This window comes from Arthrobacter koreensis (assembly GCF_035792275.1).
GTDB classification, from domain to species: domain Bacteria; phylum Actinomycetota; class Actinomycetes; order Actinomycetales; family Micrococcaceae; genus Arthrobacter_B; species Arthrobacter_B koreensis_A.
This window is the reverse complement of record NZ_JAMWKK010000005.1, coordinates 107722-129806: the sequence shown is the minus strand read 5'-3', so window position 1 is coordinate 129806 and position 22085 is coordinate 107722. Positions and strand designations below refer to the sequence as shown.

Genomic DNA, 22085 nt, shown 5'->3' with positions numbered 1-22085 from the left:
GCTAGTCGCCCTTGGTTCCAAAGACGATCTCATCCCAGCTGGGCACGGAGGACCGCTTGGGCTTGATCCGGCGTTCCGTCACCGGTTCCTTGGCCTCAGGGGTATCTGCGGTCTCTTCCGGCTCTGCCGCCGGCTTGGCGGTGTCCGCGGCAGGACGCGGCCCGCGAAGCGGCCGCGCCAGGACGCTGATCTCCCGTGTGGACGTGCTGACGCCTTCATCCAGCCGCAGCGGATCTGCCTGCGGCTCTTCGTCAGCGGTGTCTGCGGCGTTGTCAGGCTCGCCCGGCAGGACCGGTGCCAGGCTCAGGCGGCCGGTGCGCGGCCTGTGGGTGGACTCATCCTCGAGCTCGGCCTGGCCTTCACGAGGGTGTGCGGCAGGAATGCTGCCCTTTGCCAGCAGCGCGGCCAGTGCGTCGTCGCCGTCTTCGTCGGTGCCCAGGCGCTGCCCGCGCCGGGAGCGGAGGACGTTGAGCAGTTCATCGGTCTCTTCCTCGCTGACGGGAAGGGGCTCCTCCGGGGCCGTGTCCGTTTCAAAATCGAAGACGCGGTCCGCGACCGCGGAGAGGCGGCGTGCCGGGACGGGGGAGTCAACCGGCGCCAGTTCGCTCAGCAGCTGCGCCCACCGGTTGGCGTTGGTCACCTGGCGGCGGAGCGGGTTGTACGTCCAGCGGGCCGGCGGTTCCTCGCCGACGGACACGCGCGAGTTCTCGCCGAGGTTGAAGCTGGCGACGACGTCCCAGGAACCCTCCGGACGCCGCCAGGAGTCCCACACCACGGTTTCGGGGTCAACGCCGAAGGCACGGAGGCGGTGGCTGACCATGTCGCCGAGATTCACCGGTGAATCTCCGAACGCGGAACGATGGCTGTCCTGCGCGGCACTCATGGGCGCGGCCACCTCTACGGACTGGGCCTGGCGTGCGATGTACTCGCGTTCTGCCAGCACCGGTCCTTCATACCGGCGGATGTGGGCCAGGTCGTGGCCGGAGAGTCCTGCTACCTCTTCGGCGCTGGCACCGGCACGGATCCGTGCCTGGATGTCGCGGGGAGTCATGGTGGGTCCGGCCTCGGGCTCGGCTGCCTGTCCGGCCCGCCGCGCCGGACGGGAAGCAGCAACGCGCAGGGCTTCGTCGATGCGGAGCCGGAACGTTTCGCCGCCCCGCCCGCTTAGCAGCAGATGTTCGCCGCCCTCATGGACACCCACGAGCCGTAGATCCTGCATGAAAAAATCCTCGCTATCGATAGCAACTCCTTCTTGAAACAATGCCATCCGGGCCACCAAATTCCTACCGTTTAGCCCGGTGTGGCGCGGATCCACGGCCTGCGCCGGCAATGATTCCCGGCCCCGAACGGGTTCCCCGGAGCGCAGGAGTGGCTATTTCGTTCAGGGCGGACAAAAATCTCTCTTCTGCGGGCACAAACGCAGGGTCCGCGGCGTTGATTACTCCGAGCCGCACTGCGGTTCCGGGCAAGGTGCCCGGGGCAGGCAGGACGTGCCCGGTTTTACCCGTGAAGTACTGACACCGATGGTGGGATGAAAATTATGGCGACAGACTACGACGCGCCGCGAAAGGCCGACGAGGACGCCAGTGAAGAATCAATCGAAGAACTGAAGACACGGCGGACCAACACGCAGTCAGCCGTTGTTGACGAAGATGAAGCAGAAGCCGCGGACAGCTTCGAACTGCCGGGCGCGGACCTGTCAGGCGAAGAACTGATGGTCCGCGTGCTTCCCGCGCAGCAGGACGAATTCACCTGTGCCTCCTGCTTCCTGGTGCGGCACCGGTCCCAGATCGCCAAGGAGAAGGACGGTCTGTACTACTGCATCGACTGCGAAGGCTAGGCCGCGCGGCAGCTGGAGTCCTTAGCCCGCTGTGGACTGGAGGGCCGCAGTGAGCTTCTCCGGATGGCGGGTGGAGGTGAGCCAGTAAGGGGTCCGGTCAGCGGGATCGGTGATTTCCATCTTGACGACCGGACCAATCCAGCCGCGGATGCAGAGGTACGCAGTTGCGTTCAGTGCCGGGCCGCGCTGCTGGGTTGCGTCCTCAGCGCGGTAGGCCTCAACCTCGCCGATCCACTTGCGTTCAATCTGGGCCCGGCCGACCTGCACGGTCTGCTCGGTCACGCGGATGACCGGCGTCGACATCAGCAGCAGCACCGTCAGTGCCGCACCGGCAACCAGCGCAACCAGGATGCCGACCATCAGGCTAATGGGAAAGAAGGCGAGGACGAACGTCCCCGCGACACCGGCAACAACCAGCCAGATCCAAAACGCCGGCAGCAGCCTCTCCGAGTAAAGAACGGTCTGGGCTGGGCTCTGGGCAGCGGGTGTTGACATACCCCCAGCTTCCCATCTTTCCCGCACCTTTTCATCTCGCAGGCCAGCCGCCGCAGGCCCGCGCGCCGGGCGCGGAAGCTTATGCGGCACGCGCTAAAGTAGTCAAGGCGCGGCCGGTCACCGGCCGCAGCAGCCGCAAGCCAATGAAGAACCAGTTCCATAAAGATCCCGGAGACAGCTGTGCAGCAAGCAGGACCCAGTGTGAAAGTCCAGCTGAAAATGCTCGACGACGGCCTCGAGGCGCCGTCCTATGCCCACCCGGGCGATGCAGGCGCAGACCTGCGCGCGCGGGTCGACGTCGACCTGGCGCCCGGCCAGCGTGCCCTGGTGCCCACCGGCGTCTCCATCGCCCTGCCGTTCGGGTACGTCGCGCTGATTCATCCGCGCTCCGGCCTGGCCACGAAGCACGGCCTCACCGTCGTAAATGCACCCGGTACCGTGGACGCGGGTTACCGCGGTGAAATTTCCGTCACACTGTTAAACACGGACACCGCGGAACCGATTCGGCTCAAGCGCGGAGACCGGATTGCGCAGATGGTAATCCAGCGCGTCGAAACCGCGGAGTTCGAACCCGTTGCGGAGCTCTCCGATTCGGTCCGCGGGGCCGGCGGATTCGGTTCCACCGGCGGATTCGGTACGGCAACGGCCTAGGCCGCCATATCCCGGGTTCAACTGCCCGGAACCACAGAAGGAAAAGAGGACCAGGCGATGGCATTTGGACGCCGCAGGAAAGACCGGGCGGAATCCGGGTACGTGCCCCAGGAGCAGGAGACCGTCGAAGAAACCGCTGCAGGGACCGGCGACGGACCCGCGCAGGGACCCTTCGACGTTGCCGACCGTCCGTCGGAAGAGGGATACGTGGACCTCGGTGCGCTGCGGATCGCAGCCACTCAGGGCCTGGCGCTGCGCCTGGAAGTCGAGGAAAAGACCAAGCGCGTGGTCGCCGTGACCCTGGACATGGACGGCTCCAGCCTCCAGCTGCAGGCCTTCGCAGCCCCCAAGTCCGAGACCCTCTGGGACGAAATCCGCGGACAGATCGTCAAGTCCGTGTCATCGCAGGGCGGAACAGCGGATGAGCTCGAGGGCCGGCTAGGCACCGAACTGCTGGCCCGCGTTCCGGCGCAGGCACAGGACGGTTCTAAGGGTTACCGCGTGGCACGGTTTGTGGGCGTTGACGGACCGCGCTGGTTCCTGCGCGGTGTGTTCGGCGGTCCGGCGGCCATGAACCCCGACGCAGCCGGTCCGCTGGAGGAAGTCTTCCGCAACGTGGTGGTGGTGCGCGGTGACGCTCCGCTCCCGCCGCGTGACCTGCTGCAGCTGAACCTGCCGCGCGACGCCTCCCCGCTGCCCAAGCGCGGGGAAGAGGCAGCCAAGCCGGAGCCGCCCAAGCGCGGACCGGAAATCACCACCATTGGCTAAGCGGATGCCGCCTTTGGCCGGTGCTTCGGCCCGGCTGCGGATCGCCGACCTGCCGGCCCGCGGACGCGCGCACAGCAGCGGTTACGTGGAATCAGTCACGCTGGTGCCCGCAGGCTCCGCGCCGCGGTTTACCGCGGTCTTGGCAGACCTGCAGGGAGCCTACCGGGATCCAGCGGCCGCACACGCCCGGCGGCGGGTGCGGCTCGTCTGGATCGGGCAGCGCCGGATCCCGGGCATAGTGGCCGGGACTCAGGTAGCGTTCGAGGGCATGGTGAGCCTCGTCGACGGCCAGCCCACCATTTTTAATCCGCGGTACGAAATCATCGGACGTCCGGAAGGCGAATTATGAGCACCAGCCCAGAATCTCAAGGCAACGGCCGCCCAGACGGCCAGCCTTCGATGAGCGAGCTGGCCGGACAGTACGCCGCCCGCTCCGGCGTCGAACGCGGCGACGACGGGCAGATCGACGTCCTGAAATCCGTCGGCGGCGTGCGCGGCCTGGCCGAGGCGATCCTTCCCGGCCTGCTGTTCACCCTCATCTACACCATTACCACCGGCCTGTACCTCTCGCTGGGCGCAGCCGTGGCTGCTGCCGGAGCATTCGCCGTCGCGAACCTCATTCAGAAGCGGCCGCTGGTGCAGTCGCTGACCGGTGTCATCGGAGTGGCGATCTGCGCGGTGTTCGCGCTGCGCAGCGGCAGCGGCACCACCTACTTCCTCCCCGGCTTCTACCTCAACGGCGCCTACATCCTGGCCTTCGCGGTCTCCGTCGCGGTGAAGTGGCCGGTCGCCGGCCTGCTGTTCGGCTTCATCCGCGGAGAGAACCTCTCCTGGCGGTCTGAGCCGAAGCGCCTGCGGGCGTACACCCTGGCGACCTGGATCATCATCTCGGTCTTCGCGCTGCGGCTGGCCGTCCAGCTGCCCCTCTACCTGGCGGACAACGTTGCCGCCCTCGGCACCATGAGGCTGGCGATGGGCGTGCCCCTGTATGCACTGGGGCTGTGGCTGGCCTGGGTGGTTTCCCGCCCGGCAGCAGTCCGCGCGCCCTAACGGTGCGCCTAGTCCTTTGGCGCCAGCAGGTTCCGGAGCTCGTCCTCCGCAGCGATCGTCGTGACGAAGAAGAGTTCGTCCCCGCCTTCAATGACGTCGTCGGCGCTGGGAGTGATGGGCGCGTCGTCCCGCAGGATCGCCACCAGGGTCGAATCCTGCGGCCAGGGCACCGATCCAACCCGCGCTCCCAGCATGGGCGATGCCGCCGGAACAGTAAATTCAACCATTGAGGAGACGCCGGTCTGCAGGGTCAGCAGCCGGACCAGGTCGCCGACCTCTACGGCTTCCTCCACCAGGGCCGTCATCAGGCGGGGCGTATTGACTGCCACATCCACGCCCCAGGAGTCATCGAACATCCAGTCGTTCTTGGGATTATTGACCCGGCCAACGGTCCTGGCTACACCGAACTCCGTCTTGGCCAGCAGCGACACCACCAGGTTCACCTTGTCATCGCCCGTGGCGGAAACCACCACGTCCGCGGCGTCGAGCCTGGCGTCCTTGAGCGTAGTCAGTTCGCAGGCATCGCCAATCAGCCATGCTGCGCCGGCAAGTTCGCTGCGGCCTTCGGTCTCCGGCTTCTCATCGATAAGCAGGACATCGTGGCCGTGGGAAAGCAGCTCCCGGGCAATCGAGGACCCAACACTGCCGGCACCGGCGATTACTACCTTCACGGGTTCTCCTTAACGGGCGGAGCCGAGAGCACCCTGGTGATCTCCGCAGTGCGTTCAACGTGCATCATGGCGTGCAGGACATCTCCCTGCTGGTAGCTGGTGTCGGCACGGGGGAGCGTCCCCTCGCCGAAGCGGGTTAGATAGGCGACCCGCACACCGGCCGCAGCCTCCACCTCATGGAGCGGACGGCCCAGCCACGACGGGTCCAGCGAGAGTTCGCCCAGGATCAGCCTGCCGGAGGATTCCCGGAAGTCCCCGTTGATGCTCTGTTCCGGCAGGATCCGGCGCAGTACCTGGTCGGCGCTCCAGCGCACGGCCGCGACCGTGGGAATGCCCAGGCGCTGGTAGATTTCGGCGCGTCCCGGGTCGTAGATCCGGGCCACGACGTGCGGCACATGGAAGGTTTCCCGTGCCACCCGGGTGGAAAGAATGTTGGAATTGTCACCGCTGGAGACAGCGGCGAAGGCATACGCATCCTCGATGCCGGCCTGCTCCAGGGTCGCGCGGTCGAAGCCGACGCCGGTCACCCGGGTCCCGGCGAAGGCGGGACGCAGGCGGCGGAACGCACGCGGATCCTGGTCGATCACCGCCACGGTATGCCCGGCGTTGTCCAGGGTGTGCGCCAGCATGGCACCCACCCTGCCGCAGCCCATGATCACGTAATGCGCCACCGTTTCCTACCTCATGTTCACTGGCGGGATTCCCCGCATTCTGCCGTATCCCGCTCCGGGCCAAAGGAAAGCATAGTCGGGTGCACGGCCGAAATCGTGGTGTGATGGTGTTTTAGCATCAACACGGAAGTTCGAACGCATAATGACCCCCGAAACCCTGCCTGCCGCAACTCCTCCCCGCGATCTTGAACTGACCATTGGCCCCGCAGCCCACGGCGGGCACTTCGTTGCCCGTCATGAGGGCCGGGTGGTGTTCGTACGCCACGGCCTGCCGGGGGAACGGGTCCGTGCACGGCTCACTGATGCGGGGGAGAAGGCTAAGTTCTGGCGCGCCGACGTCGTCGAAGTCCTTGAACCCTCCCCTTCCCGCGTGCCGCACTTCTGGGCTCCGGCAGACGCGCTCAAAGCCGGTGCGCGAGGCCGGCTTCCGGTGGGCGGCGCGGAATTCGGGCACATAAGCCTTGCCGAGCAGCGCCTTCTGAAGGCGGGCATCTTCTCCGAGCAGCTCGCGCGGCTCGGAGGCATGGACCGTGACGTAACTGTTGAAGTGCCCGCAAATGAGAGCACCGACGGACTGGGCTGGAGGACACGGGTAAGTTTCTCCGTGGCACCCGGGGGCCGTCTTGCCATGCACCCGCACCGTTCCGATGACCTGATCCCGGTCCAGGAGATGCCGCTGGCTTCCGCCGCGATTAATGCCCTCAGGCTCTGGGAGGTTGACTTCACCGGCGCCGACCGCGTGGAGGTGGCCGCCCCCGCAGCCGGCGGACCGCCGCTCGTCCTGGTCATTCCCTCTGCCGGAACCCATCCCCGGACCCTCGCCCGGATCGCATCCGAAGTGGGGGCCGCAGCGGACGCCGGTGCCGGCGAAACCGTCTCGGTGGCCGCCTGGAACCCGGAAAGCCACGAGCTGACCCGTCTCCGCGGGCGCACCTGGGTCCGTGAACACGCAGCCGGACACGAGTACCGGGTCACCGGCGCGGGGTTCTGGCAGATCCACCGCAGCGCCCCCGAAGTCCTGGTGAACGCAGTGCTGCAGGGACTGGACATCCAGCCCGGTGAGCGCGTCGCAGACCTTTTTGCCGGCGCAGGCCTTTTCACCGCGCCGCTGGCCGACGCCGCCGGCGCCGATGGGCATGTCCTCTCCGTGGAGGGATCTCCCGGCACAAGCCGTGACGCACGCAAGAACCTGTTCGCCGCCGGTCAGGTCGAAGTTGTCCAGGGCCGCGTTGACCGGGTGCTGCGGAGCCGCGAGAGCCGGCTCGACGCCGTGCTGCTGGACCCTCCGCGGACGGGCGCCGGCCGGGTGGTCGTGGACCAGATCAGTGCTGCCGGACCGCGTGCCGTCGGTTACGTTTCCTGCGACCCCGCTTCCTTCGCGCGTGACCTTGCCTGGTTCCGCGAAGCAGGCTGGGAACTGGACACCCTGCGCGTCTTCGATCTGTATCCGCATACCCACCACATGGAATCCTTCGCGGTCCTCCGCCGCCCGTAACAGGCACCGGCCCGGACTTCCGCCCGGAGTTCCGGGCCGGTGTGCGGCGGGCCATATCCGGTATCCGGCGCGGTGAACGGTCCGCAGGACGCGCTTCCGGCTAGGATGGGAACGGTTGTCCGGCTCCGTGCCGAAGGGATTCCCGCCATAACGTCTGCACGGCAGGGGGGACTAGCCAGCCCGGGAAATCACCCACCATTTCCCGGCCGGGCCCAACAGCTGTGCCGGTTAGGAAATCCTAACTAGCGTGCGGCGGATCACTGGACAAAGATAAAACGGTGGCGAGAGGAGTCCTGTTATGAGTAATGTGGACAGCTTCGGATCCAAAGGCGTCCTTGACGTCAACGGAAACGAATATGAAATTTTCCGGCTGAATTCCGTCGAAGGCGCCCAGAGCCTTCCGTTCAGCCTCAAGGTTCTGCTGGAAAACCTGCTGCGCACCGAAGATGGTGCCAACATCACCGCGGACCACGTCCGTGCCCTGGCCAAGTGGGACGCAAACGCAGAGCCCAGCACCGAAATCCAGTTCACGCCTGCCCGCGTGATCATGCAGGACTTCACCGGTGTTCCCTGCATCGTTGACCTGGCGACCATGCGTGAAGCAGTGGCCGACCTCGGCGGCGACCCCAAGCGCGTGAACCCGCTTGCACCGGCGGAAATGGTCATCGACCACTCCGTGCAGATCGACGCTTTCGGCAACGCCGGCGCTCTCGAGCGCAACATGGAAATCGAATACCAGCGCAACGGCGAGCGTTACCAGTTCCTGCGCTGGGGCCAGACCGCATTCGATGACTTCAAGGTTGTTCCCCCGGGAATGGGCATTGTCCACCAGGTCAACATTGAATACCTGGCGCGCACGGTCATGACCCGTGAGGTTGACGGTGTCCTGCGTGCCTACCCTGACACCTGCGTCGGTACCGACTCCCACACCACCATGGTCAACGGCCTTGGCGTGCTCGGCTGGGGCGTTGGCGGCATCGAAGCCGAAGCAGCGATGCTCGGCCAGCCCGTCTCCATGCTCATCCCGCGCGTTGTCGGCTTCAAGCTCACCGGTGAAATCCCGGCCGGCGCCACCGCCACCGACGTGGTCCTGACCATCACCGAGATGCTGCGCAAGCACGGCGTCGTCGGCAAGTTCGTGGAGTTCTACGGCGAAGGCGTTGCCTCCGTCCCGCTGGCCAACCGCGCCACGATCGGCAACATGAGCCCCGAGTTCGGCTCCACCGCCGCGATCTTCCCGATCGACGACGTGACCCTGGACTACCTGCGCCTCACCGGCCGCTCCGAGGAGAACGTAGCCCTCGTTGAGGCCTACGCCAAGGAACAGGGCCTCTGGCACGATCCGTCCAACGAGGTCAAGTACTCCGAGTACCTCGAGCTGGACCTGTCCACCGTGGTTCCCTCGATCGCCGGTCCGAAGCGTCCGCAGGACCGCGTGGAGCTCACCAGCGCCAAGCAGCAGTTCCGTGCCGACCTGAAGAACTACGTGCACGAAACCGTCGAAACCCAGAACGGCACCGTCGACGAGGCCCTGGAAGAAACCTTCCCGGCCTCCGATGCCCCGTCCTTCACCGAGGGCAGCACCAAGGTCAAGGACGCCGAGCACGACCTGGTCAAGGAATCCGACGCTCCTGCCGAGCGTTCGGTGAACAAGGTTCCCGTCACCATGCCGGACGGCCGCAGCTTCGAGCTGGACCACGGAGCCGTGACGATCGCCTCGATCACCTCCTGCACCAACACGTCCAACCCTTCGGTGATGATGGCCGCTGCCGTACTGGCACGCAACGCCGTCGAAAAGGGCCTCGTCGCCCAGCCTTGGGTCAAGACCTCGATCGCTCCGGGTTCCAAGGTAGTCACCGACTACTACGAGAAGTCCGGCCTGATCCCGTACCTGGAGAAGCTTGGCTTCTTCGTTGTCGGTTACGGCTGCGCCACCTGCATCGGCAACTCCGGTCCGCTGGAAGATGAAATCTCCACCGCGATCAACGAAGCCGACCTGGCCGTCACCGCAGTGCTCTCGGGCAACCGCAACTTCGAAGGCCGCATCAACCCGGACGTGAAGATGAACTACCTGGCTTCCCCGCCGCTGGTAGTCGCCTACGCACTGGCCGGTTCCATGGACTTCGACTTCGAGAACGACCCGCTGGGCCAGGACTCCGAAGGCAACGACATCTTCCTGAAGGACATCTGGCCGAACCCGTCCGAGGTCCAGGAGATCATCGACGCGTCCATCAGCCAGGAAATGTTCACGGATTCCTACGCCACCATCTTCGAAGGTGACGACCGCTGGAAGTCCCTGCCGACCCCCGAAGGCGCAACCTTCGAATGGGATTCGGAGTCCACGTACGTGCGGAAGCCCCCGTACTTCGAGGGCATGAAGGCACAGCCGGAGCCCGTCACGGACATCGAAGGTGCCCGTGTGCTGCTCAAGCTGGGCGATTCGGTCACCACCGACCACATCTCCCCGGCCGGTTCCTTCAAGTCGGACACCCCGGCAGGCAAGTACCTGCTGGAGCACGGCGTGGCCCGCAAGGACTTCAACTCGTACGGTTCCCGCCGAGGCAACCACGAGGTGATGATCCGCGGTACCTTCGCGAACATCCGCATCAAGAACCAGCTCCTGGACGGCGTGGAAGGCGGTTTCACCCGTGACTTCACGCAGCCCGATGCCCCGCAGAACACCGTGTACGACGCATCGGTGAACTACCAGGCCGCCGGCACTCCGCTGGTTGTCCTGGCCGGCAAGGAATACGGTTCCGGTTCTTCCCGTGACTGGGCAGCAAAGGGCACCGCACTGCTGGGCGTCAAGGCCGTCATCGCCGAGAGCTACGAGCGTATCCACCGCTCCAACCTCATTGGCATGGGCGTCCTTCCGCTGCAGTACCCCGCCGGCGTCAACGCCGAGTCCCTGGGCCTGACCGGTACGGAAACCTTCTCCGTTGAAGGCGTCACCGAACTCAACAACGGCAACACCCCGAAGACCGTCAAGGTCACCGCGGTGCCGGAGAACGGTGAAGCCATCACCTTCGATGCTGTCCTGCGCATCGATACCCCGGGTGAGGCTGACTACTACCGCAACGGCGGCATCCTGCAGTACGTGCTTCGCCAGATTTCGGCAAAGTAGGCCTGCACAGCCGCTAAGCTCAGCGCCCCGTTTCCTTCCGGATGGAAGGAAACGGGGCGTTTTGCGCTTTGGTGGAAACCCGGGGCGCGGGGCAGGCGTTAGAGTTAAAAGCTGTGACGGTGCGTTTGCCCGTTGCCTAAGACGCAAGGGAGGCGCCCTCTTGGGACTTCTGGAAACCATCCGTGATCCGCGGGACCTCAGCAAGCTGAGCAGCTCCCAGCTGTCAGCCCTGGCCGAGGAAATCCGCTCCTTCCTCATCACGAATGTCGCCCAGACCGGCGGGCATCTGGGACCAAACCTGGGCGTCGTTGAACTGACGATGGGCATTCACCGGGTATTCGACTCCCCGCGGGACAGCATTGTCTTTGACACCGGGCACCAGTCCTACGTACACAAGATCCTGACCGGCCGCCAGGATTTCTCCACGCTGCGCCAGCAGGGCGGCCTCTCCGGATACCCGTCACGGGCCGAATCAGTCCATGACATTGTTGAGAGCTCCCACGCTTCCTCCTCGCTTTCCTGGGCTGACGGAATTTCCCGTGCCCGCCAGCTGAACGGAGAAGGCGACCGCTACACGGTCGTCATGGTGGGCGACGGCGCCCTCACCGGAGGCATGGCCTGGGAAGCCCTGAACAACATCGCTGCCGACCAGCGGCGTCGTGTGGTGATCGTCGTCAACGACAACGGCCGTTCCTACGCCCCGACCATCGGCGGCGTCGCCGATTACCTCGCCTCACTGCGTCCCACCATCGACGCCGTGCGCACGCACAAGATGTACGAGAACACCATGGACTGGTGGAAGGGCCGCCTGCAGAGCGCCGGCCCGGTGGGCCGTTTTACCTACCACAGCCTGCATGCAGCCAAGAAGGGCATCAAGGACTGGTGGGCCCCGCAGGGGCTCTTCGAGGACCTGGGCATGAAGTACGTTGGGCCGATCGACGGGCACGACCTTGGTGCGGTGGAGCAGGCACTGGAGAAGGCCAAGAACTACGGCGGACCCGTGATCGTTCACGCGATCACCGAGAAGGGCCACGGCTACGCTCCGGCCCGTGCACACGTCGAAGACCAGTTCCACGCAGTTGGCGTGATCGATCCTGAAACAGGTGCGCCCGTCGCCGCCGGCGGCAAGCAGTCCTGGACCTCCGTCTTCGCCACCGAGATCGCGGATATCGCCGATGAACGCAAGGACATCGTCGGGATCACCGGCGCAATGCTCATTCCCGTGGGCCTGCACCGGTTCGCCGAACGGCATCCGGACCGGGTGTTCGACGTCGGCATTGCCGAACAGCACGCACTGACTTCTGCGGCCGGGATGGCCTACGGCGGGCTCCATCCCGTCGTCGCACTGTATGCCACCTTCCTGAACCGTGCGTTCGACCAGCTGCTGATGGACGTTGCCCTGCACAAGGCCGGGGTGACGATTGTCCTGGACCGTGCCGGAGTGACCGGGCCCGACGGCGCCAGCCACCACGGCATGTGGGACATGTCCATGCTGCAGATCGTTCCGGGGCTCCACCTCGCCGCGCCGCGTGACGCCACCCGGCTGCGCGAAGAACTCCGTGAGGCCGTGGCCATCTCCGACGCACCCAGCGTGGTGCGGTTCTCCAAGGGCACCGTCGGCGCCGACGTGGACGCCGAGGAACGTACGGACGACGGCGTTGACATCCTCGCCCGCCGACCGTCCGGTGATGCCAGCAACGACGTGCTGATTGTCAGCGTGGGAGCCATGGCGGAAATGGCCCTGGATGTCGCGGACCGCCTCGGCGCCCAGGGCATCAGCTCCACCGTGGTGGACCCGCGGTGGGTGCTGCCCGTCCCGCGGTCGATCGTCCGAATGGCGGCCGAACACCGGATCGTGATCGTCATCGAGGACGGCGTGCGCGCCGGGGGAGTCGGTTCACGGATCCGCCAGGAAATGCGGGCCGCCGGCGTGGACACTGCGCTCAACGAGGTTGGCCTGCCCGCCGAGTTCCTGGACCACGGCACGCGTGCAGAGGTCATGGAACGGGTTGGGCTCACGGCACGTCAGGTGGCCAACGACGTCGTGGCCCAGGTGCTGGGAACCAAGGTTCCGTTCGCTAGGCCGCTGCCGGGACAGCAGAGCCCCACAGGACAGATACCCAAGATCAAGTAAGCTCCGCAAGCCCGGCGGGGCAAGGAAAGCAGGTGGCTGGAATGCCGAACGACCTCCCTCCTCTCGCCGTCACGGGAGCCACCGGTGCGCTGGGCGGCATGGTTGCGCAGCTGCTCGCAGACCAGGGCATACCGCTGCGCCTGCTGGCACGGCACACCGCCCGGGTTCCGCAGCAGCCGGACACACCCACGTTCGCGGTTTCCTACGCAGACAGGGAACATGCTGAACGCGCGCTGCGCGGAACACAGACCCTCTTCATGGTTTCCGCGGCGGAGAATCCGTACCGCGCCCAGGACCAGCGAACGTTCGTGGACGCGGCTGTGGAGGCCGGTGTGACGCACATCGTCTACACCTCCTTCATGGGCGCTGCGGAGAACGATGTCTTCACCCTGGGCCGGGACCACTGGGACACCGAGCAGTACATCAAGGAACGGGGGCTTTCCTACACGTTCCTGCGGGATGCGTTCTACCAGGACATCCTGCCCACGTTTGTGGGGCGAGACGGCGTGATCAGAGGGCCGGCCGCCGACGGGAAGTTCGCGCCCGTGGCGCGCACCGACGTCGCGCGTTCGGCAGCCAGGATCCTTGCCGATCCAGCGCCGCACACCAACCGCACCTACACCCTGACCGGACCGCAGGCACTGTCCATGGCCGAGGTCGCAGAGATCCTCTCCCGCGTCACCGGCGAAAACATTACCTACCACGCCGAATCCCTGGATGAAGCGGTCGAATCCCGCCTGGCCGCAGGTGCCACCCAGTGGCAGGCCGTTGCCTGGGCGACCAGCTACGCCGCCATCGCCACCGGAGAACAGGCGACGGTCAGCGACGACGTCGCGGAGCTCACCGGAGCCGCTCCGCTGGGTTTCGAGGAGTATCTGCGCAGCGAGGGCGAAAGTTCACCCTAGGGACTCTTCCCACTGTTGGGGTGCGTGGCTAGTGTCGGGATTATGGAACAGGCACCATCCGGTCCGGTAGCGGACTTCCTGCAGGAATGCACCATCAGCGGACTCAGCGAGAACGAAGCCACCCCCGCGGCGGACCTGTACGGCATGTACATCATCTGGTGTGAGCAGGCCCGGCTGGACCCGGTTTCGTCCACGGCGTTTTCCCGGGGGCTCAGGCAAAGCGGTAACTACCCCCGCCGGCGAAACCACGAGAGCATCTATCCCGGGCTGCTCCCCACCGGGCCCATTCCGATCCAGTACATCCTGGAGACTGACAAGCCGCCCAGCCTCAACGGCCCCATGAGCGCCTACGGGGCCTAGCCTGTCGCAGCCGGGGCAGCAGGGCCGCAATTGATAGCGTTGCAGGATGACCACCTACAACAGACTTGGCAATTCCGGGCTGACCGTTTCGACCGTCGGCCTCGGCTGCAACAACCTGGGCCGATCCGGGACCGCGACTGAATCCCAGGAGGGCACAGACGCCGTCGTCCACGCCGCAATCGACGCAGGGATCACCCTCTTCGACACTGCCGACATCTACGGCGCCGAACCCGGACTGAGCGAAATCCGGCTGGGCAAGGCCCTCGGAGCACGACGTGCAGACATTGTCCTGGCGACCAAGTTCGGCATGGAAATGCAGGGTGCGAATGGTCCTGATTTCGGCGCCCGCGGATCCCGCCGCTACATCGTGTCTGCCGTCGAGGCATCCCTGCGCCGGCTTGGAACGGACTGGATCGACCTCTACCAGTTCCACACACCGGACCCCCTGACCCCCATCGATGAGACCCTGGCCGCGCTGGACGACCTGGTGACCAGCGGCAAGGTGCGCTACATCGGCCACTCAAACCGCACCGGCTGGCAGATCGCGGAGGCTGAGTTCACTGCCCGCATGAAGGGCAGCACCCGGTTCATCTCGGCGCAGAACCATTACAACCTGCTGGACCGCCGGGCCGAGCTGGAAGTCACCCCGGCCGCTGAAGCCTACGGGCTGGGTGTGCTGCCCTACTTCCCGCTGGCCAACGGCCTGCTCACCGGGAAGTACAGCTCCGGCCAGGCACCCGAGGGAAGCCGGCTGACCCACTCGCGCACCAACCTGCTGCAGAACGCCGACTTTGACCAGCTCCGCGAGTTTGGTGACTTCGCCCGCGACCGCGGCCTGACCGAGGTTCAGGTTGCCTTCTCCTGGCTGGCGTCCCGTCCGTCGGTTGCCTCAGTGATCGCGGGTGCCACGAAGCCGGAACAGGTCCAGCAGAACGCCGAAGCTGCTTCCTGGGTACCGTCCGAGAAGGATCTCGAGGAACTGGACCGGATCTTCCCGCAGACGCCGAAGGTTGCCTTGTTCTAGTTCCGGAGTGGAGGCCGGAGGGTCCGGGACGGCGGTAATGACATCCCGCCGTCCCGGATTCTTACGACGGTCTGGTCGCGATGCCGTCCAGCCAGAGCGTGTCCGATTCGTCCCGGTGCGGCCCGGAGGTCCCCACATGCCTCGCATCGATGGCCGGACCATTGCGGATCACATGCACCAGCGCCATTCCGTGGCCGCGGCCGAGTCCGTACTCCGTTTTCAGCCACTCAAGGATTTCGCCGGCTTTCACCTCAGGTCCGTCCAGTCCTTTCGCCCGCGCTTCGTCCGTCAGCTGGCGGGGTGTTCGCCCGGTCTTTTTCTCAATAGCGTCCAGGTATGCCTGAAATGACATTGTGTTCCTCGCTCGGTGGGCGGAAGATGATGGAGCGATTCTTGCATCAAGACCCGGAAATGTACATGACAAAGGTGTATCCGGTGCGGCAGGTTCATGGTCCCAGTGAGTCCGTGGAGCAGGGAGACGAGCATGCCCAAAGCACCAGGAACCATCGCCGTTGTGGGAGCAACCGGAAGGCAGGGCGGCGCAGCAGCCGTTGAACTGCTCGTCCCAGGAGCCCGGGTCCGTGCCCTGGTCCGCGATCCGGCGACTGCGAAGGCAGCTGCCCTGGCGGAGCGCGGCGTCGAGCTGGTTACCGGAGACCTGACCCGGTCCGATACCCTCGCTCCGTTGTTCGAGGGTGTGGATGCGGCGTACGCCATGACCACCATGTACCCGAACGGTACCGACTATGAGACAGCCACCGGTTTGGCCATTGCGGAGGCGGCAAGCAGCGCCGGTGTACCGCATCTGGTCTACTCCTCCGTAGGCGGCGCCGAACGGAACTCAGGTGTGTCGCATTTTCAGAGCAAGCGCAGGGTCGAGGAACGCATCGGGGAACTCGGCCTCAACGCGACCTTCCTGCGTCCGGTGCTGTTCATGGACAACTTCTCCGAGTTCGGTGTGGACGTTGAAGACGGCACGGTGACTGTCCGCCTGCCGTTTCCCGACGGCATCCCGCTTGAGATGCTCGCTGTCCGGGATCTCGGCCGGGCCGCGGGATCAGTTCTGCTTGGCGCTGAGGTTCCGGGCGGGGCCGTCGAGATCGGCGGCGATAAACGAACCGGCAGCCAGATCGCTGAAGCGTTCGGGGAAGCGGCCGGACTTCCTGCCCGATACGAAGCCCTTCCCCTGGAAGCAGTCGGCGCAGACAGCGATATGGCGGCGATGTTCCGCTGGTTCGCCGAAACCCCGGCCTACCAGGCAGACTTCGAGGCCACTCGGGCACTGGTCGGCGGGGACGGTCCGCTGGATCTTCCCGGCTGGATCCGGCATGTCCAGTGGACGCCGGACAGCTAGGGGTTCCGCTGCGCTGACAGACGCTGCTGGAGGGTCCCTGCTCCGGGACCCGAAAGCTCATCATCCCCGACAGGCCGGCCGGAGACGGCGAGCAGCAGGGCCAGGGCGGACCCGCGGACCTCATCGCCGCTGCCGTGCCGGAAGTCGCCGTCGTCCGCGGTCAGGCTAAGGCCGTCCAGAAGTTCCCGTCCGCCGCCGAGCTTCACCGACGTTTTTGCCTGATAGGCCAGCGCCGTCTCGACGGCGCCGGGAGAATAGCGGCGGACAATCCCGAGCGGGCGGCGGATGTCCTCGCCGTGGACCACCGCCTCAACCAGGCGGGTGGCGCCGGGTGCCGGCGGTCCGCTGGTTCGGTGCTCGACGGTGCGAAACGCGGCGAGGGTCTCAGCCGGGCTGTTTCCGCGGTGCTTTCGGATGCCGTCGGCGTTGCTGCGGTCAAAGTCGAAGCGGGCCCTCACCATGCCGCGCAGGAAACCCAGCCGGGTGGTTCGTGCGGTGTCCACCAGGTGGGCCAGGACATCGTGGACACTCCAGCCGGGACACTGCGACGGCATCTGCCACGCATCGTCCGGAAGGTCCTTCAGATCCGCAATCAGCGCGCGGCGTTCCTCGTGCACTGCCGGCCAGACGTTACTGCCGCTTCGGGATGTCATGACCAGCAGTCAATCAGAGCAGGCTCTGGTTGTGCACCGCCTCAGACTGTGCAGACTACTTCCGGTCCAGGGTTCCCTCGACACGAGCCAGCAGTTCGGCGAGAATCTTCCGCTCCTCGGGGCTCAGGCCCGCCAGGATGCTCTCCTCAGTCGCCAGATGATCCGGCAGCGCCCGCTCAACCAGCGCAAGGCCGTCCGCCGTGAGCGCCACCTTCTTGCCCCGCCCGTCCGAGGAGTTTTTGGTACGGGACACCAAACCCCGTTCCTCCAGCCGGTTCAGGCGCTGGGCAATTGCCGCGGACGTGACCATGGTGCTGGCCGTCAGCTCTGACGGACTCAGGGTATACGGCGCTCCGGAGCGCCGCAGGGTCGCCAGGACATCAAAAGCAGCGGCGTCGAGACCATGCCGCGCGAAGGTTGCGGCCAGCCGGGTATCCACCTTCCGGGACACCCGGGAGATCCGCCCGATGACAGCCATGGGGGAGGCATCAAGATCCGGCCGTTCCGTTGTCCACTGAGCCAGGATCTGCTCTATCTGGTCCTTCATGGATTCCAACCTATCCGGTTGTGCGCTGATCACGCCGTTGGTGAAACCCAGCCGGTTTCACTGATTGGGAAGCAGGCTGCCTGTTAGCGTCGATGGGTGAGCACTAAACCCGTACCTGCTGCCCAGCCCGCTCCCAGGTCCACGTCCGGCCCCGCGGGCAACGGCATGGTCCGTGTCCGCGGCGCCCAGGAAAACAACCTGCGCAGCGTCGACGTCGACATTCCCCGTGACGCGATCGTTGCGTTCACCGGAATCTCCGGCTCAGGCAAGTCGTCCCTGGCGTTCGGAACCATCTACGCCGAGGCACAGAAGCGGTACTTCGAATCGGTTGCGCCGTACGCACGGCGCCTCATTTCCCAGGGCCACAATCCCAAGGTGGAGGCCATCACGGGCCTGCCTCCCGCCGTCGCGCTACAGCAGCGCCGCGGTACGGCCAGTTCGCGGTCAACGGTCGGCACCCTCACTACGCTTTCAAACTCGATGCGGATGCTGTTCTCCCGCGGCGGCACCTATCCAGCCGACGCCGAGCCCGGCAGCCTGGATTCGGATGCCTTCTCGCCCAACACTGCGGCGGGTGCGTGCCGCGAATGCTCCGGCCTCGGCGTCGCCCACACCGTCACCGAAGAGTCCCTGGTCCCTGATCCGTCACTGACCATCCGGGAGGGGGCCATCGCGGCCTGGCCGGGTGCCTGGCAGGGCAAGAACCTGCGGGACATCCTGATCCACCTGGGCTACGACGTCGATGTGCCCTGGCGGAAGCTGCCGAAGAAGGACCGCGACTGGATCCTCTTCACCGAGGAACAGCCCGTCGTCACCATCACACCCCAGCGCGACCGCGTGGCCAAACCGTACAAGGGCCGCTTCTGGAGCGCCCGCAGCTATGTGCTGCACACCCTGGCCGATTCCGGGAGCGCGAAGATGCGCGAACGGGTCCTGGAGTACATGGTCTCCGGCCCCTGCCCGGTCTGTGGCGGAGCGGGCCTGCGTCCGGAAGCGCTGGCCGTCACCTTCGCCGGACGCAACATTGCCGAACTCAACGGAGCAACGCTGGGGGAGCTGGCCGAAATCATCCGGCCGACGGCGGAACTCAAGGCCGCAGGCACGGCCTCCCGGTCTGCGGCATCGAACGAAGACACCGAGGTTGCCGTCACCATCACCCGGGACCTGCTGTCCCGGCTGGAGATCCTGATCTCGCTTGGCCTGGGTTACCTCAGCCTGTCCCGCGCCACCCCCACGCTCTCACCGGGGGAGATGCAGCGGCTGCGCATCGCCACGCAGCTGCGGTCGGGCCTGTTCGGCGTCGTCTATGTCCTGGACGAACCGTCGGCAGGACTTCACCCGGCAGACGCTGAACCGCTGCTCGCCGTCCTACAGGAACTCAAGGACGCCGGGAACTCGGTGTTCGTCGTTGAGCACAACATGGACGTGGTGCGCAGCGCCGAATGGATAGTCGACGTCGGTCCGCAGGCCGGTGACGGCGGCGGCACCGTGCTTTACAGCGGTCCCGTCGCCGGGCTCGCCGACGTGCCCGAAAGCGCCACCCGGCCGTTCCTCTTTGGAGACGCGGAAGCAACCGTGCCTGCCCGGCGCCGGGCTGAGCGCTGGCTGTCCCTGAAGGGCATTTCGCGGCATAACCTGCGGGAGCTCGACGCCGATATTCCGCTCGGCGTACTCACCGCTGTCACCGGTGTGTCCGGATCCGGCAAATCGACCCTGGTCAGCCAGGTCCTCGCCGAAGCCGTGGGCACCCAGGTCAACGGCGCACCGCCGGAAGCTGAGGATGACGGCGACGCCCAGGAGGGCGGCGAAGATCCCGGCGTGCAGGTGCGGGGAATTCACGGCCTCGAGCACCTGGACCGGCTGGTCCGGGTGGATCAGCGCCCCATTGGCCGAACGCCGCGCTCCAACCTGGCCACCTATACGGGCCTGTTCGACCACGTCCGCAAGCTCTACGCCGGCACGGACGAAGCACGGGCACGCGGCTACAACGCCGGGCGCTTCTCCTTCAACGTCGCCGGCGGCCGGTGCGAAACCTGCCAGGGTGAGGGCTTCCTCGCCGTCGAGCTGCTGTTCCTTCCCGGCACCTACGGTCCCTGCCCGGACTGCCACGGTGCCCGCTACAACGAGGAGACCCTCGAGGTCACCTACCGCGGCAAATCCATAGCCGATGTCCTGGGCATGCGGGTGGAGACAGCGGCTGAGTTCCTTGCCGGCGTTCCGGCGGCTGAGCGCAGCCTGCGGACCCTGCTCGACGTCGGGCTTGGATACCTGCGGCTGGGCCAGCCCGCCACCGAACTGTCCGGCGGCGAGGCCCAGCGGATCAAGCTGGCTACCGAGCTGCAGCGGGCACGCCGCGGCCACACCCTGTACCTGCTGGACGAACCGACCACCGGTCTGCACCCCCAGGACGTGCAGCTGCTGCTGGCCCAGTTGAACCGGCTGGTGGACGCCGGCAACACCGTTGTAGTGGTGGAGCACTCGATGAACGTTGTTGCCTCGGCTGACTGGGTCATCGACATGGGGCCGGCAGGAGGCGACGACGGCGGACGGATCATCTGTGCCGGGACCGCCGGCGACGTGGCAGCCTGTGACGCGTCGCGGACGGCGCCGTATCTGGCTGCTGCGCTGGAGCGGCTGAGCTGAGTTCGTCCGGGTTCGGCCGGAGGAATCCGTCGCTGGGACACTCGCGTCGGCGCGGCGCAGGGGTACGGCTAGGGGCTCGTATTCTTCGTGCCGGGTGACTCAGGGTTCTTGCGATCCCTGCCGCGTTCACGCCAGTAGTCGTCGCGCTGACGCAGGGCAAAACCGGCGAGCGACACCACGAAGGCGGCTGTCGACAATACAACGAGCCCCAGCAACAGCCAGGTCCACGGCTGGCTGTGGGGCAGCACGGTATACAGCGAGACAACCGCAACCATGACGCAGAACAGCGTCGCGAGCACGGGGCTCGGCTGGCGCAGCTTCCTTGCGTCGGGGCCGGTGTTCACGGGCCGAGCTTATAGAACCCCAGGGATCCTGTCATCGGGCCGGGGAGGAATACCGTGACGATTGTTGGACGACGCCGGACACACCACCCCAGGAAGGCACGAACCGTGTGGTTGACAGCATGAACCGACCTGACGACCATTGCGCTATGACCAAGCAGGAAGCGCTGCCACTTCGTTTTGTCCTTGTCGCTGCCGGACTCCTGGCCCTGTTGTCTCAGACAGTGCTGCTGCCGCGCATGGCGGGCGAGTACGCCGCGGCGTATCCGCAGGCCGCGCACCTCGCCGTCCCCTACGCCGCAGCGGTAATTGCGGCGGTAGCCTGTGTCGAGGCGGCACTCCTGGCAGCGTGGCGGATGCTGGGCCTTGTGGTGGCAGACGGCGAACTGACCCTTCGTGCAGCCGGACCGGCAACCGTCATGGCTGTGTCTCTCGGACTCTCGGGAATCACCGTTGCCGGGATCTGCGCCCATGCCGGGTTTGCAGCGGGCATAGGCGGCCCCGCGATGCTGGCGGGGCTTCTCGCCGGGCTTGCCCTCGTCCCTGCAGCGGTGGCGCTGCGGAACAGGGTCCTGCGAGCCGGCAGCAATGCCGGAGAGATCCCTGGTCCGTACCGCTGGACGTGAAAGGAAACAGCCGCATGGCCGCGACAGGCACCGTAACCACCGTTGAAGAGGTGATGGTCCAGCTTGCCGCCCTTGAGGACCCGAAGATTCGTGCGGTCAACGAACGGCACGGAGACGACCACGGGGTGAACCTCAGCCGTCTCCGCGCGGTTGCCAAGGAGCTCAAAACGCAGCAGGAACTGTCCCGTCAGCTCTGGCAAACCGGGGACACCGCGGCACGGCTGCTGGCAGTGCTGATCTGCCGGCCGAAATCCTTCGGACAGGACGAACTGGACGTCATGATTCGGGAGGCACGCAGCCCCAAGGTACAGGACTGGCTGCTGAACTATGTCGTCAAGAAGAGCCCTCACGCAGAGGACCTGCGCCTACTCTGGGTTGCTGATCCGGATCCCGAGGTGGCCAGCGCCGGCTGGGCGCTCACCAGCGAACGAGTCTCCAGGAACCCCGAGGGGCTGGACCTCAACGGACTGCTGGACACGATCGAGGCTGAACTGCGGGACGCCCCCGATCGGCTGCAGTGGGCCATGAACACCTGCCTGGCCCAGATTGGCATCAGCCACCCTGATTTCCGCAGCCGGGCCATCAGCATCGGCGAACGGCTGGAGGTACTCAAGGACTACCCGACGCCGCCGAACTGCACGTCGCCCTACGCGCCCGTCTGGATCCAGGAGATCGTCCGCCGGAAGGAGGGAAAGTAGCGAGCTGCTGCCGGCCGGGACACAGCACCTGGGAC

General features: G+C 66.0%; 23 protein-coding genes. 15 read left to right on the top strand and 8 right to left on the bottom strand.

Going from position 1 to position 22085, the window contains the following annotated elements:
- Nucleotide 1 precedes the first annotated feature (1 nt).
- Complete coding sequence (gene sepH / locus NGB94_RS06985; RefSeq protein ID WP_325789893.1) at nt 2–1219, bottom strand: septation protein SepH; 1218 nt, start codon at nt 1217–1219, stop codon at nt 2–4.
- 321 nt (nt 1220–1540) lie between these two features.
- On the opposite strand from sepH, the gene NGB94_RS06980 reads away from it, so the two are divergent.
- Nucleotides 1541–1840 carry a DUF4193 domain-containing protein gene (locus tag NGB94_RS06980; RefSeq protein WP_325789892.1) on the top strand — a complete coding sequence of 100 codons (300 nt, stop codon included), beginning with the start codon at nt 1541–1543 and terminating at the stop codon, nt 1838–1840.
- A gap of 21 nt (nt 1841–1861) precedes the next feature.
- Here the strand turns inward: NGB94_RS06980 and NGB94_RS06975 are convergent, their stop codons facing one another.
- Complete coding sequence (locus NGB94_RS06975) at nt 1862–2335, bottom strand: DUF3093 domain-containing protein (RefSeq protein ID WP_325789891.1); 474 nt, start codon at nt 2333–2335, stop codon at nt 1862–1864.
- Between the two features lie 159 nt (nt 2336–2494).
- On the opposite strand from NGB94_RS06975, the gene dut reads away from it, so the two are divergent.
- From dut to NGB94_RS06955, 4 genes are read left to right on the top strand one after another with little or no spacing between them, the layout of a single operon-like run.
- Nucleotides 2495–2986: a dUTP diphosphatase gene (gene dut / locus NGB94_RS06970; protein WP_325790024.1), complete on the top strand. Its 492-nt coding sequence runs from the start codon at nt 2495–2497 to the stop codon at nt 2984–2986.
- A 57-nt stretch (nt 2987–3043) separates the two neighbouring features.
- On the top strand, nt 3044–3754 hold the full coding sequence (locus tag NGB94_RS06965) for a DUF3710 domain-containing protein (RefSeq protein ID WP_325789890.1): 711 nt from the start codon (nt 3044–3046) through the stop codon (nt 3752–3754).
- On the top strand, nt 3747–4103 hold the full coding sequence (locus tag NGB94_RS06960; RefSeq protein WP_325789889.1) for a hypothetical protein: 357 nt from the start codon (nt 3747–3749) through the stop codon (nt 4101–4103). Before NGB94_RS06965 ends, NGB94_RS06960 begins: the two co-directional genes overlap by 8 nt.
- Nucleotides 4100–4804 (top strand): DUF3159 domain-containing protein, encoded by a 705-nt coding sequence (locus tag NGB94_RS06955; RefSeq protein WP_325789888.1) that lies wholly within the window; start codon nt 4100–4102, stop codon nt 4802–4804. The genes NGB94_RS06960 and NGB94_RS06955 overlap by 4 nt, the downstream gene beginning before the upstream one ends.
- Nucleotides 4805–4812: 8 nt before the next feature.
- Here the strand turns inward: NGB94_RS06955 and NGB94_RS06950 are convergent, their stop codons facing one another.
- Both NGB94_RS06950 and NGB94_RS06945 read right to left on the bottom strand, forming a co-directional pair.
- Nucleotides 4813–5475, bottom strand: coding sequence for a TrkA family potassium uptake protein (locus NGB94_RS06950; RefSeq protein WP_325789887.1), 663 nt, complete (start codon nt 5473–5475; stop codon nt 4813–4815).
- On the bottom strand, nt 5472–6146 hold the full coding sequence (locus NGB94_RS06945; RefSeq protein ID WP_325789886.1) for a TrkA family potassium uptake protein: 675 nt from the start codon (nt 6144–6146) through the stop codon (nt 5472–5474). Before NGB94_RS06945 ends, NGB94_RS06950 begins: the two co-directional genes overlap by 4 nt.
- Before the next feature lie 142 nt (nt 6147–6288).
- Between NGB94_RS06945 and NGB94_RS06940 the strand changes: the two genes are divergently transcribed.
- The 6 genes from NGB94_RS06940 to NGB94_RS06915 all read left to right on the top strand — a co-directional run bounded on the left by NGB94_RS06940 (nt 6289) and on the right by NGB94_RS06915 (nt 15188).
- The gene (locus NGB94_RS06940; RefSeq protein WP_325789885.1) at nt 6289–7641 is read left to right on the top strand and encodes a class I SAM-dependent RNA methyltransferase; all 1353 of its coding nucleotides are present in this window, start codon (nt 6289–6291) and stop codon (nt 7639–7641) included.
- 298 nt (nt 7642–7939) lie between these two features.
- Nucleotides 7940–10765: an aconitate hydratase AcnA gene (acnA, locus tag NGB94_RS06935; protein WP_325789884.1), complete on the top strand. Its 2826-nt coding sequence runs from the start codon at nt 7940–7942 to the stop codon at nt 10763–10765.
- Nucleotides 10766–10925: 160 nt separating this feature from the next.
- The gene (gene dxs / locus NGB94_RS06930; protein WP_325789883.1) at nt 10926–12899 is read left to right on the top strand and encodes a 1-deoxy-D-xylulose-5-phosphate synthase; all 1974 of its coding nucleotides are present in this window, start codon (nt 10926–10928) and stop codon (nt 12897–12899) included.
- Between the two features lie 41 nt (nt 12900–12940).
- Entirely contained in the window at nt 12941–13804 is an 864-nt protein-coding gene (locus tag NGB94_RS06925) for an SDR family oxidoreductase (RefSeq protein ID WP_325789882.1), read from the top strand.
- Between the two features lie 42 nt (nt 13805–13846).
- Nucleotides 13847–14164, top strand: coding sequence for a primase-like DNA-binding domain-containing protein (locus tag NGB94_RS06920; RefSeq protein WP_325789881.1), 318 nt, complete (start codon nt 13847–13849; stop codon nt 14162–14164).
- Nucleotides 14165–14210: 46 nt separating this feature from the next.
- Nucleotides 14211–15188 (top strand): aldo/keto reductase, encoded by a 978-nt coding sequence (locus NGB94_RS06915; RefSeq protein ID WP_325789880.1) that lies wholly within the window; start codon nt 14211–14213, stop codon nt 15186–15188.
- A 61-nt stretch (nt 15189–15249) separates the two neighbouring features.
- Here the strand turns inward: NGB94_RS06915 and NGB94_RS06910 are convergent, their stop codons facing one another.
- Nucleotides 15250–15540 carry a DUF4287 domain-containing protein gene (locus NGB94_RS06910; RefSeq protein ID WP_325789879.1) on the bottom strand — a complete coding sequence of 97 codons (291 nt, stop codon included), beginning with the start codon at nt 15538–15540 and terminating at the stop codon, nt 15250–15252.
- A 132-nt stretch (nt 15541–15672) separates the two neighbouring features.
- Here NGB94_RS06910 and NGB94_RS06905 point away from each other — a divergent pair, with 132 nt between their 5' ends.
- Nucleotides 15673–16542, top strand: coding sequence for an NmrA/HSCARG family protein (locus NGB94_RS06905; RefSeq protein WP_325789878.1), 870 nt, complete (start codon nt 15673–15675; stop codon nt 16540–16542).
- On the opposite strand, the gene NGB94_RS06900 is transcribed toward NGB94_RS06905, so the two are convergent.
- On the bottom strand, nt 16539–17195 hold the full coding sequence (locus NGB94_RS06900) for a maleylpyruvate isomerase family mycothiol-dependent enzyme (protein ID WP_325789877.1): 657 nt from the start codon (nt 17193–17195) through the stop codon (nt 16539–16541). The two genes, NGB94_RS06905 and NGB94_RS06900, sit on opposite strands and share 4 nt — an antisense overlap.
- A gap of 55 nt (nt 17196–17250) precedes the next feature.
- The gene (locus tag NGB94_RS06895) at nt 17251–17742 is read right to left on the bottom strand and encodes a MarR family transcriptional regulator (RefSeq protein ID WP_325789876.1); all 492 of its coding nucleotides are present in this window, start codon (nt 17740–17742) and stop codon (nt 17251–17253) included.
- 165 nt (nt 17743–17907) lie between these two features.
- On the opposite strand from NGB94_RS06895, the gene uvrA reads away from it, so the two are divergent.
- Nucleotides 17908–20385 (top strand): excinuclease ABC subunit UvrA, encoded by a 2478-nt coding sequence (gene uvrA, locus NGB94_RS06890; protein ID WP_418910620.1) that lies wholly within the window; start codon nt 17908–17910, stop codon nt 20383–20385.
- Nucleotides 20386–20453: 68 nt separating this feature from the next.
- Here uvrA and NGB94_RS06885 read toward each other — a convergent pair whose 3' ends face one another.
- Nucleotides 20454–20729: a hypothetical protein gene (locus tag NGB94_RS06885; protein WP_325789874.1), complete on the bottom strand. Its 276-nt coding sequence runs from the start codon at nt 20727–20729 to the stop codon at nt 20454–20456.
- Nucleotides 20730–20875: 146 nt separating this feature from the next.
- Between NGB94_RS06885 and NGB94_RS06880 the strand changes: the two genes are divergently transcribed.
- Both NGB94_RS06880 and NGB94_RS06875 read left to right on the top strand, forming a co-directional pair.
- Entirely contained in the window at nt 20876–21352 is a 477-nt protein-coding gene (locus tag NGB94_RS06880; RefSeq protein ID WP_325789873.1) for a DUF2975 domain-containing protein, read from the top strand.
- Nucleotides 21353–21366: 14 nt separating this feature from the next.
- Nucleotides 21367–22050: a DNA alkylation repair protein gene (locus NGB94_RS06875; protein WP_325789872.1), complete on the top strand. Its 684-nt coding sequence runs from the start codon at nt 21367–21369 to the stop codon at nt 22048–22050.
- Nucleotides 22051–22085 lie beyond the last annotated feature (35 nt).